This window comes from Snodgrassella sp. B3800 (assembly GCF_026535865.1).
Lineage (GTDB): Bacteria > Pseudomonadota > Gammaproteobacteria > Burkholderiales > Neisseriaceae > Snodgrassella > Snodgrassella alvi_E.
The window spans coordinates 131,335-145,892 of the sequence record NZ_JAFNPH010000001.1; the positions used below are offsets into that span (position 1 = coordinate 131,335).

General features: G+C 42.4%; 14 protein-coding genes. 5 read left to right on the top strand and 9 right to left on the bottom strand.

The features are described from left to right. Window positions 1-12: 12 nt before the first annotated feature. The gene (lolA, locus tag J3U64_RS00560) at window positions 13-627 is read right to left on the bottom strand and encodes an outer membrane lipoprotein chaperone LolA (RefSeq protein WP_267390371.1); all 615 of its coding nucleotides are present in this window, start codon (window positions 625-627) and stop codon (window positions 13-15) included. Window positions 628-815: 188 nt separating this feature from the next. Continuing rightward, window positions 816-1,229 (bottom strand): DUF1090 domain-containing protein, encoded by a 414-nt coding sequence (locus J3U64_RS00565; RefSeq protein WP_267407947.1) that lies wholly within the window; start codon window positions 1,227-1,229, stop codon window positions 816-818. Between the two features lie 148 nt (window positions 1,230-1,377). Between J3U64_RS00565 and J3U64_RS00570 the strand changes: the two genes are divergently transcribed. Continuing rightward, complete coding sequence (locus J3U64_RS00570) at window positions 1,378-2,235, top strand: ferritin-like domain-containing protein (RefSeq protein WP_267407948.1); 858 nt, start codon at window positions 1,378-1,380, stop codon at window positions 2,233-2,235. A gap of 55 nt (window positions 2,236-2,290) precedes the next feature. Here the strand turns inward: J3U64_RS00570 and J3U64_RS00575 are convergent, their stop codons facing one another. From J3U64_RS00575 to J3U64_RS00605, 7 genes are all read right to left on the bottom strand, one after another. Beyond that, complete coding sequence (locus J3U64_RS00575; protein ID WP_416384969.1) at window positions 2,291-3,178, bottom strand: metal ABC transporter substrate-binding protein; 888 nt, start codon at window positions 3,176-3,178, stop codon at window positions 2,291-2,293. A 42-nt stretch (window positions 3,179-3,220) separates the two neighbouring features. Continuing rightward, a complete protein-coding gene (locus J3U64_RS00580; RefSeq protein WP_267407949.1) occupies window positions 3,221-4,096 on the bottom strand; it encodes a metal ABC transporter permease in 876 nt (291 codons plus the stop codon). 4 nt (window positions 4,097-4,100) lie between these two features. Further along, the gene (locus J3U64_RS00585) at window positions 4,101-4,829 is read right to left on the bottom strand and encodes a metal ABC transporter ATP-binding protein (RefSeq protein ID WP_100140614.1); all 729 of its coding nucleotides are present in this window, start codon (window positions 4,827-4,829) and stop codon (window positions 4,101-4,103) included. 202 nt (window positions 4,830-5,031) lie between these two features. After that, complete coding sequence (gene mnmC, locus J3U64_RS00590) at window positions 5,032-6,597, bottom strand: FAD-dependent 5-carboxymethylaminomethyl-2-thiouridine(34) oxidoreductase MnmC (RefSeq protein ID WP_267407950.1); 1,566 nt, start codon at window positions 6,595-6,597, stop codon at window positions 5,032-5,034. Further along, the gene (locus J3U64_RS00595) at window positions 6,594-8,756 is read right to left on the bottom strand and encodes an AsmA family protein (RefSeq protein WP_267407951.1); all 2,163 of its coding nucleotides are present in this window, start codon (window positions 8,754-8,756) and stop codon (window positions 6,594-6,596) included. Before J3U64_RS00595 ends, mnmC begins: the two co-directional genes overlap by 4 nt. A gap of 221 nt (window positions 8,757-8,977) precedes the next feature. Next, window positions 8,978-9,451: a copper chaperone PCu(A)C gene (locus J3U64_RS00600; protein ID WP_267407952.1), complete on the bottom strand. Its 474-nt coding sequence runs from the start codon at window positions 9,449-9,451 to the stop codon at window positions 8,978-8,980. Window positions 9,452-9,535: 84 nt separating this feature from the next. Then, on the bottom strand, window positions 9,536-10,327 hold the full coding sequence (locus tag J3U64_RS00605) for an inositol monophosphatase family protein (protein ID WP_267390364.1): 792 nt from the start codon (window positions 10,325-10,327) through the stop codon (window positions 9,536-9,538). Between the two features lie 244 nt (window positions 10,328-10,571). Here J3U64_RS00605 and J3U64_RS00610 point away from each other — a divergent pair, with 244 nt between their 5' ends. The 4 genes from J3U64_RS00610 to clpP all read left to right on the top strand — a co-directional run bounded on the left by J3U64_RS00610 (window position 10,572) and on the right by clpP (window position 14,478). Then, complete coding sequence (locus J3U64_RS00610) at window positions 10,572-11,384, top strand: RNA methyltransferase (RefSeq protein ID WP_267407953.1); 813 nt, start codon at window positions 10,572-10,574, stop codon at window positions 11,382-11,384. 40 nt (window positions 11,385-11,424) lie between these two features. After that, window positions 11,425-12,297: a DUF1853 family protein gene (locus J3U64_RS00615; RefSeq protein ID WP_267407954.1), complete on the top strand. Its 873-nt coding sequence runs from the start codon at window positions 11,425-11,427 to the stop codon at window positions 12,295-12,297. A 162-nt stretch (window positions 12,298-12,459) separates the two neighbouring features. Further along, window positions 12,460-13,779: a trigger factor gene (gene tig, locus J3U64_RS00620; RefSeq protein WP_267407955.1), complete on the top strand. Its 1,320-nt coding sequence runs from the start codon at window positions 12,460-12,462 to the stop codon at window positions 13,777-13,779. 87 nt (window positions 13,780-13,866) lie between these two features. Then, the gene (clpP, locus tag J3U64_RS00625) at window positions 13,867-14,478 is read left to right on the top strand and encodes an ATP-dependent Clp endopeptidase proteolytic subunit ClpP (protein WP_267407956.1); all 612 of its coding nucleotides are present in this window, start codon (window positions 13,867-13,869) and stop codon (window positions 14,476-14,478) included. Window positions 14,479-14,558 lie beyond the last annotated feature (80 nt).

Consider the following 14,558-nt stretch of genomic DNA (forward strand, 5'->3'; position numbering starts at 1 on the left):
TTATAAGTTTACTTACTGAGTTAGAACGTCTACACCTTTGGGAGGTGTAAACTTGAACTGTGCCCGGTTTAATTGTGGATGCGTATTGATTTTACTGAATGTAATCGTAGTCAAATTACCAAAGCTATCCTTTAGCTGCATATTAGCCAGATTCTCACCTTTAAAACCGATACGAATATTCTGATAGCCTGTATTACTACGTTTAGGTAAGGCACGGACATAGTCAATACCGTTGCTGCTACCATCATCAGATAATGAATAGTTGGCATTTAAGGCTGTTTTATTAGATAGAATGGCTGCTGGAGAATCGCCAATTGTCTGATTTTGAGCACGTTTTGTGACTTGAGCCAGATCCTGATCATAAAGCCAGACAGTGTTTCCATCACCTACTATTATCTGTTTATAGGGCTGGGTATATTCCCAGCGAAACAGCCCCGGCCGCTGAATAGCAAAAATACCCGCAGTTGTCTGAGTTCGCTTTTTACTTTTCACTGACTGACTAAACTGTCCGGAAATACCATCTGTATCAGCATTGAATTTTTGCAAAGTTTCCAGTCCGCCTGCATTAACCCATGCAGTACTGAAAGCCAAAATGCCGCTGAGTACAGCCTGAGACAAAATCCGCATTAAATACTCCTTTGCTTAACAATTATTGAATATTTTAGCTGTTTACAGATAAAGTTGGAACAGAAAATCAATGTTTGATAGGTCATGCCATTCTGGACTAAGACCTAGACACGTCTGCACTTGGCATAAAAATACCAATAAAAAAGCGGATAAATCAGCTTTTTCATTGGTGTGGATATTAGCCTATTTTACTGTTTGGCAGCCTGTTCAAAACGGGCATAATTCTGTTTTGCCTGTTGAAGTTTGGCTGTATTTTCATTCATTTTGTTTTGCAGCTCTGCTACTTTATCGTTGTCGCCTTTTGCCTGAGCTTTTGTTAGCTTACGCTGTGTTTCATCAATTTTATTATTTAGCTTAGCGATTTTCTGCTGATATTTCTGACGCAAATCATTGTTGTTACAATTTTGCGCAATATCGGCTTTTTGTGCATTAAGACGGTTAATCTGTCTTTGATTATTATTGGCGCGGGCATATTTCATTTGATTATCAATCTGTTGCTGTTTTTCAGCACAGGTTTGCCATTGATGATCGGCCAAAGCTGGTAGGGCGGCAGACAATGACAGACAAAGTAGAGCCACTTTAAGTATACGTGTTGTTTTCATAAATTTAACCTCTAGAGAAAATTAATTCTGTGTATTGTAAAACTAAGCAGCGATAAACACTATCTAAAATGTAAATTCAGTTTAAATCAAAGTTTATTTTGTTACTGCAGCACATGTATACTGAATACTCAGTTTTTTACCCCTTTCTGTGAAAATGTCCATTGCTGCCTTATTGGAATCAGCTTTGTTAAGTACTTTGCCTGATGAAAAATGTTCTTTGAGCCATACTGCTCATAAATTATGTATTAAAACACCAGCCAATGCTCTGAAGAGGGAGGTAACGGCTGTTATACGTGATTTTCGTTTTGCCGGCCATCCCGCAAGACCTAAGCTGGTACCGCCTTCTAAAGTGAAAAGCCGTAAATTTTCAACCGAGGAAGGATATGCGGCTTTATTACATGCCGTTTGTCATATTGAATTTAATGCAATCAATCTGGCGCTAGACGCAGCCTACCGCTTTCGTCTCATGCCAGAAGAATTTACCCGCGACTGGGTACGTATTGCAGCTGAAGAAGCACATCATTTTCAGCTTATGCGGCAACGTCTGCAAGCTTTCGGCTATGATTATGGTGACTTTGCTGCGCACAATCATTTATGGGACATGGCCTATAAAACCGCATTCGACCCACTGCTGCGGATGGCTTTGGTACCACGCGTTTTGGAAGCACGTGGGCTGGATGTTACCCCAGGAATGCGCTCTAAAATTGCACAAAAAGGAGATGAGCATACCTGTGCAGTATTAGATATTATCTACCGCGAAGAAGTCGGCCATGTTCAAGTGGGAAATTATTGGTATCAGTATTTATGCGCACAACGAGGGCTAGAACCACAGGCTTTATTTCGGCGTTTACTCAGCCGTTATGATTTATTTATTTTCCGAGGTTATGTAAATATCGAAGCACGAGAACAAGCAGGTTTTTCCCGTTTTGAACTGGAAATGCTGGAAAATTTCGAACAAAGCCGCCAGTCTGATGTACACAACTGGCGGCTGGCATTGCAAAACTAAATATGTATTCTGTTAGGTAATAACGCCCAAAGAATTCTGAAACTGTATTCTCAATCTATTTCATAGCCGCAGCGAGTACATTAACATTAAAACGGAACATATCAATATAGGTTGCTGCTGGCGCACCGTTGCTCAAGGCATCTGAGTACAAACGACCACTGATTTTTGTCTGAGTTTCGCTGGCAATTCGCTGCACCATTTTCGGATTTTTAATGTTTTCTATAAAAATGGCTTTGATATGCTCACGCCGTATCTGGCTAATAATTGCTGCCACCTGACGCGCTGATGGCTCGGCTTCAGTGCTTACACCTTGCGGAGCAATAAACTGAATACTGTAACGCTTGGCCATATAGGCAAAAGCATCATGACCAGTCAATACCTTACGTTTGTCTGCCGGTATAGCATTAAATATTTTAGTTGCCCAGTTATTGAGCTCTGCCAGCTGGCGCTGGTAAGCAGCCAGTCGCTGCTGGTAATAGGCTTTGCCTTGCGGATCAACTTTAATCAGTGCTCCGGCAACATTACGCGCATAGGTCTGCATCAGAACGGGGTCATTCCATATATGTGGGTCTGCGTGCTGATGATGGTCGTGACCGTCGTCCGCCATCATCAAAGGCTGAATGCCCTGAGTAACAGTAGCCAAAGGTACACGGCTTTGTAGAGCAGCTCGTTGCAAAGACAATGGTTCTAGGCCTAAGCCATTAAGAAGAATCAGTCTGGCTGAGCGCATGTCGCGTAAATCCTTACTGACCAGCTGATACATATGCGCATCCTGATCATAACCAATCAAGCTTCTGACCTGTACACGTTCACCGCCAATTTGCCGTGTAACATCGCCCAGAATACTGAAACTGGTGATAACCGGCAGCGGTGCCGCCTGAAGCAGGCTGGCTAAACTACACAGAAACATACTAAGCAGGCAAATAAAAAAGCCTCGTTTCATTTTTTATATATCCTTCAGTGGTTTATGATGCAAAAATTATCTCTAAGCAACATGGTGTCGCTGACGTTTATAGACTCGCCATAGAATACCGCTTTCACTGCCAACAAATAATGACAGTATATAAACCAGACCACAGCACAGAATAATAGCCGGCCCAGATGGTAAATCAATATAGAAAGACAATAGCAGACCTATATAGCCACACAACACAGCAATAATAGCTGCTATCATCAGAATACCGCCCATAGATTTCTGCCACAAACGAGCACTGATAGCGGGCAACATCATTAAACCTACAGACATCAGTGTTCCTAAAGCCTGAAATCCAGCAACTAGATTCATCACAACCAGTATTAAAAAAATAATGTGCCAAAGCGTGCCTTTACCGTTCACAGCACGTAGAAAAAGTGGATCTATGCTTTCCAGCATTAGCGGGCGATATATCACGGCCAATACCAGCATTGAAATACTGCTCACTATCGCCACCAGCGTCAGCGCTGACTTATCGACTGATAAAATCGAACCAAAGAGTAAGTTCAATAAATCAACACTGTTTCCGCCACGGCTCACCAACACCACACCTAAGGCCAAACAGGTAAGAAAAAAAGCGGCAAAGCTGGCATCCTCGCGCACATTGGCAAATCGGCTGGCCAAACCGGCCAGCAATGCCATCAACAGGCCAGCAATAAACCCGCCTAAACTCATTGCTGGTAAACTTAAGCCAGCTAGCATATAGCCGGCTGCTGCACCCGGTAAAATAGCATGCCCAAGCGCATCCCCAACCAGACTCATACGCCGCATCATCAAAAAAACCCCAACCGGCGCAGTACCTAAAGCCAGAAATACAATTGAACATAATGCATAACGCATAAAATCGTAATCAGCAAAAGGCTGAAAGAGTAAATAGGCCATATTCATTAATTTACCTGTTACACCACTGGTCCTGTTCGTATTGCTGCATTGCTGCGGCCGCCTGTTGCAGATATTGTTCAGTCAATACATGATCCGTTTTACCCGCTGCAATTTTTTCCCGAGCAATTAACAAAGTGTAGGGGAAATACGCCTGCACCTGCTCATAATCATGCAAAACCGTAATCACCGTACATTGCTTCTGCTGCTGGTATGCTTTCAAAATATCCAACAAAGCAAAAGTTGTAGCAGCATCAACTGCGTTAAATGGTTCATCAAGCAACAAAACACGAGCATTCTGAATCAACATGCGTGCCAGTAATACTCGTTGAAACTGGCCGTTTGACAACTGCGCGATACTGCGTGCCTGATATTGCAGCATACCAACTTGAGTTAATACTGCAATAATCCGCTGATGCATAGATTTACTGATACCCGCAAAGAAACCAGTTTCATACCATAACCCCATAGCAACTAGTTCAAACACACTCATAGGCTGGCTGCGGTCAATATCCGACTGCTGAGGCAGATAAGCTATATCAGAGCGCTGTAAATGCTGCCAGCAAATTTCACCACTATCGGGTCGTACTAGCCCCATAATGGCTTTGAGCAACGTGGATTTACCCGCTCCATTAGGGCCGAATATTGCCCACATTTCATTTGGTTTAAAATCAATGCTGAGATGATGGATAGCTGGTCGCTGGCGATAACTGACCGTGACATTGTCTACCTGAATACTCATGATGCACTCACTGCCCATGCATACATCAACCACATCAAAGCCAAAATAACGCCCACACCCATCAACCGTTTACCCACACCGCATAGCAAAAGTGAAAACATTGTGATGCCTCTACCGGATCAGCCCAATGACAATTTAATGTTATAGTATAACATTACATTCATCATACCTATAATATAAAGTTTTAGCAAAATGAGAAATTTTAAGCAGTCAAAGGAAATGATAAATGATGTGTTAGCGCTCTAATGGGCAAGCGGTTGGGATGCAAAGCTTGTTGCAGCCGCACAGATAAAGGAGAGGGCAAACCCAGTATGGCAGCAGCAATTGCTTCGGCACACAAAGGCGCTGTCAGCAAACCTCGGCTGCCATGAGCCGTATTAATAAACATACCTGGCTGCCATGGACAAGGTTGATTAAGCCGATAATTTTTGTCCAAACGCAAGCGGGCATACTGTTGCAGCATCGCCTCTGCATTGCCCACAGGCCCAGCCAAAGGTAAATGATCAAATGCATCACAGCGTATAGCCGCATGTCCCTGCGGTTTTGCATTCGGATTCAGATTTGCTGCGAGATGTGGTAGCCAGCGGCGCAATTGCTGCCAGTTAACATTTTCATCCTCTTCATTTAGGCTGTTATCGGTATTGTTCGGATGAAAAGTGGCACCAAAACAAAGTTTATCCTGCCATGCGGGGGTAATATAGCTATTTCCGCTTAGTGCACAGCTTGGCTTTATAACATCAGTTCTAAAACAAGCTGTGGTAGTTTGTCCTCTGATTTTGTGCAATGGCCAGCCAGCAACTGGAAAGAGCGTATCACTGTCCGCTCCGGCACAGATAACGACATGGGATGCTTCTAAAGTGAATGATCGATTCATATTCTGACAAACAATTTGCCAGCCATCATTCTGATACACAACACTTGTAACTTTAGTTGCAGTCAACACCTCAATTATAGGTTGTCTAAGCAAAGCATCAACCCAGCTATAAGGATTGATGGCTGCACCAAATGGCCACCATAATCCCCCTGAAGGTAATTCCATTCCGGCAATATCACCAGCCTGAGTCTGCGTGACAGGTCGAAACAAAGCATTATCAGGATTTTGCGAAGCTAATAATCCATTGCGATTCTTTTCGGCATCATTGTAATTCAAATGGAGTACACCACAGTCTAGCCAGCCTTGACCCACTGGCAAACTATTTTGAAGCAGGCTACGGCTAAATCCATAGCCTGCCAGCAACAGCTCTGTCTGCACAGTATAATTGGGAGAAATTTTGGCATACAACAGCCCGAGATGGTTGCCAGAGGCAGCACTGGCGATGGTATGTTGTTCAATTACTGTAACCGCAATCCCCCGTTTGGCAAGAGCAGAAGCAGTGGCAGCTCCAGAAATACCAGCACCGATTACCACTACAGATTTAACTGCTAGAGTGGGAGGCAATGTTAGCCAAGGTTTAAAACCACTAACTCCAATATCAGCCTTATCGTGTGAAAAACCCGAGTAAAACTGCACCCAGTGCTTATATTCTTGAGGCCGAATCAGAAGGAATTTACCTGCCGCTCGAAATGGGTAGCTGAATATCGGTTGGTGTTGCCAGAATAATCTTGCCTGAGTCCAAAACCTCACTATCGCTTGCCCAGCGGCTGAGGTAGCCAATAATGTCTTCGGCCAGCTTTCGGCTACAACCACAACCTCAGCCTGCTCATCATTTCCCAACTGCTGAGCCAGCTCATCTGGCTGTGGCCAATTATGGAAGACATAAACACTCATGGCAGCCGTACAGTTTCATGATGCTCAGCTGATGCACCGCTACCCTGATTTAGCCAGAGCCATTGCTGTTGCAACGTCTGCCGCAGACTATTCTGCTTTTGCTGAGAAGTATGTAAACCAGCAGTAAGTTTTTGATAATCTATGGAGAATGAGGGTCTAGTAAACGTACCGTTAATCCGTAACGGCAGTAAAGTCTGTTGTTGTGCTCGTCGAGTGGCAATCAGAACATTATAATCCATCTGTTGTTGTAACCACTTCACATCACCAGTACCCTTGATATCAAAATTATCAGCATGTAGTTCCATACGGCTACTTCTGGTATTTCCATTACTCAATGGAATCTGCAAGCGAATATAGCGAAAAGGCGTTTGGCTAGTTTCGTTGTAAGCTACAGTTGTCTGACTGTCACTATTTTGCAGAATATTATTAATATCAATACCGTTCCACACACCTTGACGAATATGGATATCCGCCTGACCCGAAAGACTGGAAAGCCATTGCTGACGGTTGACACCTGTTCCATGGAAATCAAAGTCTGCATCGCCTTCACCATCAAGATTATGCAAACCAAATGTATCTTGTAAAAATGATTTCATTTGCACACCACGTGCATGTTGCCGTGCTTTCCAGCTTAAAGGATTAGAATTAGTCACCTGCAACAATCCATCAGTATTGCCACCATACATATTTAAACTGATAGGGTCCAAATTCAATGTACGTGCATTTAGAGACAACTGAGTTTTAAACTGATTCACAACTACCGTTGGTGTGAGCAGAGAATCAATGGATAGTTGTGCCGTAAGCGACCGTTTCCTAAACCAGCGATACCATAACTGTTGCCAGTCTGGCGGGAGCAAACTAGTACTGTTATCTGCATAAGGGCGTAAATTTAACTGTGCCAGATGAATGCTTCCGTTTATTTTTGCTTGCTGTTTATCATGTTGATAGTCAAGAGAAATGCTGACAGGCTGATTATCAAACTGGCCTTGCAGATTAAGCTGACCGTTGCCGGCATCATCGCCCTGAACACTGCCAGATAAATCACTGATGAAACGGGAGTTGGGTAGGGCATTGACAGTATCCTGATGGCTATTCACCGAAAAATTGTCAATTTTCCAGTGGCGCATATCCAACCATGATAGCTGACCGCTGACAGTAAGCGCGGTCTGAAATAAATGGCTTTGCCAACCGCTGTCTATCTGAAACTGAGGTAAAAACCAGTGATTCTGCAACCAGCTGGTATTGGTGGAAGACACCGTGGCATTAATCGCATTATCACCAATCTGAGCTGTAGCAACACCATTTAATTGTGGTAAAAACAGTTTAGCCCAGCCTACCTGCCAGTTTTGCCCATTGCCGGTCACATGCAACTGATTACGCTGACTATGCCACTGCCATTGAACAGCAGCTGTCTGCAATAACTGCTGCTGTGGCAACCAGCGTGCATCAAAATGCCACTGGCCGTTACTCTCACCCAAAACAGAGACTTTCGTATCTATTTCCAGATTAACATCTTTCCACTGCATCACAGCATCAGGATGATAAACAGCATTGAGCTTGCAATGCAGAGTTTGCATATCTTGGCCTCCTAAAATTCCCTCCAGTTGCAGTGCACTGGAGCTGCCAAGATTACGCCATTGAAGATTCATCTGCTTAATATACTGTAAGTTCTGATCGTCTTGAATATTAAATTTAGCGTTTTCCAGTATCAGCCGGTTTATATGTAAACGTTTACCCGAATATGCTTTCTGCCATAAATCAGCCAGATTCCACTGGCCGTTACTACCGCGTACCAGATTGATACTTGCATCGTTAAGCTGCAACTTTTCAATTGTCATGCGGCCAAAGAAACTTTGCCAGCCCAAGCCGATTTTCATCTCGCCTACATTAATGTCATTTTTTTTAGTGGCAACATTTTTAACCTGCACCTGATGTAATGTCACAGTAGGGCGCGGAAACATAGAACGACTGATATCTGCATCAAAAAAAACTTGTCTGCCACTATCGGCCACAAACTCATTAGCACGTTTATTAATTTCTTTAGCATTAAACAAATAATGCAACACAGCCATATCAATGGCCAATAGCAAAAATATGCTCAGGCAGCCAAAAACCAGCAATTTCAACCAAAATTTGCCTGAATGCAATAATGAAATCATAAAAAATTAATTTAAAATTGTTTCAGAATATGGATTTGTCGGCTTCAAAACAAATCCATTCTGAAATAACCGTTACAATAGAAAACAATCCAAGCCTTACAAAAGCGTGGATTAAGTCCATATAAAAATACTTATATCAGTCCGCATCTGAAAACAGAGTTAATAAATTAATTCTGTTTAAAATTTACTTGCCCGTCATTTAATTTAAGACACAGATTATTTTAATGATGCATATGATGAGAATTTTCAGTTTGGCTTATATCAGCAGAAGCGGGACCTATAGCAACAGGCACATTTAGAACAAGGGGGCGTGCATGACGGAAAGTCAATCGCAATGGAATAGTAGTATCTTTAGCCAATGGTTTTTTTAAACCCATAAGCATAATATGCATTTTTCCTGGCTGCAAATGAGTCACTTTACCGGCAGGTAAAGGCAAACCTTTGGGCAAAGAACGCATTTTCATCACACCGTCAGTTTCTACCGTTTCATGCACTTCAGCAGACATCGCCACCGGTGTCGAAGCGCTAAGCAATATATCATCCCTGCCGGATTGATTATCCAGATCCATAAATACACCACTGGACGACATGCCGGGCACACTAAAACGAACCCAAGCATTATTTGCTTCAATGCCCTTAGCCATCAGCAGGCTAGCATAAGAAGCTAATAATGCAGTAAACAGTAGTTTTTTCATGTTATCGCCTTCAGCAAATTTCACAGTAATTTTGTTTGTGATGATTTAACCAGAATTAGCCTAAACCATCACAACTTACTTACATTATACCGCTAAATGAGGTGCAAAAATCTGCAATAATTGAGCCAGAATTTTCGGATTGGCAGCTACAATATCACCACTGTCCAGCCATGCCTGCTCACCTTGCATATCGGTAACAATCCCACCAGCTTCCTGAACAATCAGAGCACCGCCGGCAACATCCCAAGGTTTAAGATTAAATTCAAAAAAACCATCCACACGGCCACAGGCTACATTACATAAATCCAATGCGGCCGAACCTTCACGACGTGCACCGGCTGTTTTAGCCAGCACATCTTTTAAAATGGCTAGGTAAGTATTCATCATACTTTGATCAACCACCGGAAATCCGGTAGCAATCAGACTGCGCAGCAAGTCAATACGACCACTTACTCTAATACGTTTGTCATTTAGTAGCGCACCTTGCCCACGGCTGGCAACATATAGATCATTGTGCTCTGGAGCATAAACCAGTGCTTCGGCCAATGTTCCCTTGTGCAATAGCGCCATGGAAATAGCATATTGCTTATGTCCATGCAAATAATTCGTAGTTCCATCCAGAGGATCAATAATCCACTGATACTCAGCATGAATATTTCCCAGCTGGCCGGCTTCTTCACTCAGAATAGCATGCTGGGGATATACTTCCTGAATAGTACTAACAATAATTCGTTCCGCCTCACGATCAACATCAGAAACAAAATCGTTAGCAGCTTTATTGTCAATTTTAATATTATTTAAATTGCTGCTGGCGCGATGCATCATCTGGCCGGCTTTACGCGCTGCTTTCCAGGCAGTAGTCAAAATAGGATTCATGCTCATTCTCGTGATATGGCTGATAAAAGCTTCAAACAGATAGAAAAGACGTGTTTTAAAGAACAAATGCCGCATTAAAACAACATAGCGGCAATGGAATAGAGAAATTAATTATACGGCAAAATTGCTTTTTCCAAAACCGGTTACTTTCATATACAGAATATATAAACTCATTTTGCTATAATATGCTGAATATATCAGCATTCTGCTATTTCTGAGCTCTTCCCCAGATTTAATATTAAACATGAACAAACCCGTACTTCCCGATTTTTTAAGTAACATACTTGTAGTACTCACACGTACCAGCCATCCGGCAAATATTGGTTCCGCAGCACGTGCCATGAAAACCATGGGTCTCACCAACCTGACACTGGTCGCACCAAATCTGATGCAAACCCCCATGACAACGCAGCCCCCAGTATTCGACAGTACCAATCCAGACACATTTGCTTTACCGGAAGAAAGCTTTATTCTTGCATCTGGAGCAAAAGATGTGCTGGAACGCGCACACGTAGTAGCCACACTTAATGAAGCTCTGGCTGATACCACATTATCTTGTGCCCTTACCAGCCGGCGGCGTGAGCTGACAGCTCCTTTGTACACACCACGCGAAATCATGCCTTCATTACTGGATACAGCCAGAGCTGGGCAGAAAATTGCATTAGTATTCGGTAATGAAACTTATGGACTAAGTATTGAAGAAGTACAAAGCTGCAATCGCCTAATTACCATCAACGGTAATCCTGAATATTTTTCATTAAATCTAGCTCAAGCCGTACAGGTAATCTGTTATGAATTATTCAGCCATGTAAACAGCAGTATGGCCCATTTGATACAGCCAAAAAATCTGGCCACACATCAACAAACACATGATATGGTGGCACATCTACGTCAGGTAATGGATAAAGCCGGATTCTTTAACCGGCGTAATGAAACAAGGTTAATGCGCCGTATGGCTGCCATGTTTGACCGAGCGCAACTCAGTACCGAAGATATTGACATCTTACGTGGCTTTTATAACACCATTAACCAGCAAATTCAGAAAAAGCAAGATTAACTTTCAATAAATCATGTTTATAAAGGAGAAAGCACTACTCATGAATTATGCTTCTGATCCCATCTGGTGGCGGTTAAAAAAAACCATTGTACGCGATTTGGCTAGTTTACTAACCGCTCCCTCACCATGGATTTCTACCGTAGAATTGCCTATTTCCCAATTACTTGGGGATGATGGCTTTCGGTTTTTACTCGCTCTTGATAAACATCCTGAGGATTTATATTTATTCCTGAAAAGACACAGTGGTTACCAATCCCATCTGGGTATATACGCAGAAAAATTATTGCAATACTGGTTTTTAAATGCCCCTCATAGCCAGCTCATTGCCCATAATCTGACAGTGATGGATAAGCAGCGTACAGCGGGAGCCATGGATTTCATCGTACAGCTGAATAATCAGAAATATCATCTGGAATTGGCGTGTAAATATTATGGTAGTTATTCAAATGAACTGGAAAGCTTTATTGGCCTGAATCAGTCAGATCTGCTGAAAAACAAAAGGGATAAAATCATACAGCAGCTAGCATTGAGCACAAGTCTAGAAGCCAAAAAATCGCTGGCAAAGTTATCTGTGCAACCAGAAGAGCTCCGGCAAGCCAGTATAATCCGAGGCATGCTCTTTACCCCTACGGGCAACACACATTTTCAAACACCAATAAATCCTTTATGCTGGCAGGGGCGATACATCGAAGACTGGTCTGTTTTGGAAGCTCCGGAAGACTCTCGCTTTCATCTTCTCGATCATTTATCTTTACTATCACCAGCACGCCTTAGCAGCAATGCAATCGTGAATTTTGATCAGATTAAACAAATAAAGCAGGGTATCATAGCAATAGTACAAAAGCATGAAGATGGTTACTGGCACGAAACAGAAAGAATCATGAAAAAAGACAAAAATCCTGTGCAACCATAAATTACTGCAAGTGTCTCGGACATTACATAGGCTTTTATAAAGGCTTATGGTAAACTTGCGATTTAATTTTGTCTGCATGAAAAAATGCTGGGTACTGACAGCCCAGGCAGTGCCTGAAGACAAATCAAACAAATCAGATTAACTGACATCTAAGGGTTAACGATGAGCGTAACAGTAGAAAAATTAGATAATTTAGAGCGTAAAATTATTTTGGCTCTGAACTGGGAAGACATCCGGGCAAAAGTTAATGCACGAATGAAAGTGGCACAGAAACGTGCTCGCGTTGATGGCTTTCGCCCTGGTAAAGCACCACTGCGAATCATTGATTCCATGTATGGCTATGGCATTCGCGATGAAGTGCTGAACGAAATGACCCATAAAGCTTTCGAAGACCTCATTGTAGCTGAAAAACTCAAAGTAGCAGGCCTGAAAAGCCTCACCGCTTTGGAAGATGAAGATCAGGACGATGAAAAATTTTACAAAATTGCTGTAGTGTATGAAGAATTTCCAGAAATCAAAATCGGCGATTTAACTTCTCAGGAAGTCACCAAATTCAGTACTGAAATCGGTGATACAGAAATCGATAAAACAATTGACATCTTGCGCCAGCAGCGTACCCGTTTTAATCACGTAGAACGGGAAGCACAAATTGGAGACCGGGTAATCATTGATTTTGCCGGCAAAATTGATGGAGAGGCTTTTGCTGGAGGATCTGCTGAAAACTATCCGTTCTTACTAGGGAAAGGCCAGATGCTGCCTGACTTCGAAACAGGTATTGCCGGTATGAAAGAAGGTGATGTAAAAGAAGTATCAGTTACCTTTCCAGAAGATTACCAGAGCAAAGAGCTCGCTGGTAAAACAGCTATTTTTACCATTACTCTAAAAAATGTTTCTGAAGCTGTTCTGCCGGAAGTAAATGAAGAATTTGCCAAATCACTGGGCATTGAAGACGGCGACGTAGAAAAAATGCGTGCTGAAATCAAAAAAAATGTCAGCCGAGAAGTAAACCGTCGCGTCAGTGAAATGACAAAAGATAGTGCTATTAACGCTTTGCTGGCCTCTACACCTATTGAAGTACCTACTTCTATGATTACCGAAGAAGCTAAAAGCATGGCAGCACGCATGAAAGAAAATTTTGCCGCGCAGGGTATGGATCAAAAAGATTTGGACTTGCCGCTTGACATGTTTAATGAACAAGCTAGTCGCCGAGTAGCCATTAGCCTGATTATGGGCGAATTGATACGCGAAGAAAAACTGGAGCCAAGCGAAGAACAGGTACGTAAAGTTATCAATGAGTTCGCCGACAGCTATGAAGATCCACAGGAAGTTATTGATTGGTACTATAGCGACAAAAAAAATCTGCAAGTGCCAACTTCTCTGGCTATCGAACAAAATGTTGTAGACTATGTCCTCAGTAAAGTCAAAGTCAGCGATAAAGTGCTTACTTTTGATGAAGTAATGGGACAGCAGGCAAAGGCCTAAACATAGCAAACATTGAATAAATGACCAAAAGCACCAAAGTAGTTGAGAAGCTGCTTGGGTGCTTTTATTTCTATTGAGGAAAAAAACATGTCACATATACAGAATCTTGGTCTCGTACCCATGGTGGTCGAACAAAGCGGCCGTGGTGAACGTGCATACGATATCTACTCACGTTTACTTAAAGAGCGGATTGTATTCATGGTAGGGCCTGTTACAGACGAAACTGCCAATCTGATTGTAGCGCAGTTATTATTTTTGGAAAGCGAAAATCCCGATAAAGATATTTCTCTCTATATTAATTCACCGGGTGGGTCTGTCACTGCCGGCATGTCTATTTTTGATACCATGAATTTTATTAAACCAGATGTAGCTACATTATGCCTGGGTCAGGCTGCAAGTATGGGGGCATTCCTTTTATCTGCCGGAGCTAAAGGTAAACGCTTCGCATTGCCAAACAGCCGTGTAATGATTCACCAACCTCTCATCAGCGGCGGCTTAGGTGGACAAGCATCTGATATCGAAATTCATGCGCGTGAATTACTCAAACTGAAAAAACAGTTAAACGAACATTTGGCTCATCATACTGGCCAAAAACTGGCACAAATTGAAAAAGATACTGACCGTGATAATTTTATGTCAGCAGAAGAAGCACAGAAATACGGATTAATTGATGAAGTACTGGTTCATCGCCCCAAATAAACATTCCTGATGCTTAATTAACTAAGAGCAAGCTTTAAATCAATATAAAATCGAAACCAAAAATTGGTTTCGATTTTATA

Bases quoted from the DNA above. Each gene is read 5' to 3' on its own strand.
- clpP (WP_267407956.1), top strand. From the start codon at position 13,867: ATGTCACATATACAGAATCTTGGTCTCGTACCCATGGTGGTCGAACAA.
- J3U64_RS00575 (WP_416384969.1), bottom strand. From the start codon at position 3,178: ATGAAACGAGGCTTTTTTATTTGCCTGCTTAGTATGTTTCTGTGTAGT.
- tig (WP_267407955.1), top strand. From the start codon at position 12,460: ATGAGCGTAACAGTAGAAAAATTAGATAATTTAGAGCGTAAAATTATT.
- lolA (WP_267390371.1), bottom strand. From the start codon at position 627: ATGCGGATTTTGTCTCAGGCTGTACTCAGCGGCATTTTGGCTTTCAGT.
- J3U64_RS00595 (WP_267407951.1), bottom strand. From the start codon at position 8,756: ATGATTTCATTATTGCATTCAGGCAAATTTTGGTTGAAATTGCTGGTT.
- J3U64_RS00615 (WP_267407954.1), top strand. From the start codon at position 11,425: ATGAATTATGCTTCTGATCCCATCTGGTGGCGGTTAAAAAAAACCATT.
- mnmC (WP_267407950.1), bottom strand. From the start codon at position 6,597: ATGAGTGTTTATGTCTTCCATAATTGGCCACAGCCAGATGAGCTGGCT.
- J3U64_RS00605 (WP_267390364.1), bottom strand. From the start codon at position 10,327: ATGAATCCTATTTTGACTACTGCCTGGAAAGCAGCGCGTAAAGCCGGC.
- J3U64_RS00600 (WP_267407952.1), bottom strand. From the start codon at position 9,451: ATGAAAAAACTACTGTTTACTGCATTATTAGCTTCTTATGCTAGCCTG.
- J3U64_RS00580 (WP_267407949.1), bottom strand. From the start codon at position 4,096: ATGAATATGGCCTATTTACTCTTTCAGCCTTTTGCTGATTACGATTTT.
- J3U64_RS00610 (WP_267407953.1), top strand. From the start codon at position 10,572: ATGAACAAACCCGTACTTCCCGATTTTTTAAGTAACATACTTGTAGTA.
- J3U64_RS00585 (WP_100140614.1), bottom strand. From the start codon at position 4,829: ATGAGTATTCAGGTAGACAATGTCACGGTCAGTTATCGCCAGCGACCA.
- J3U64_RS00565 (WP_267407947.1), bottom strand. From the start codon at position 1,229: ATGAAAACAACACGTATACTTAAAGTGGCTCTACTTTGTCTGTCATTG.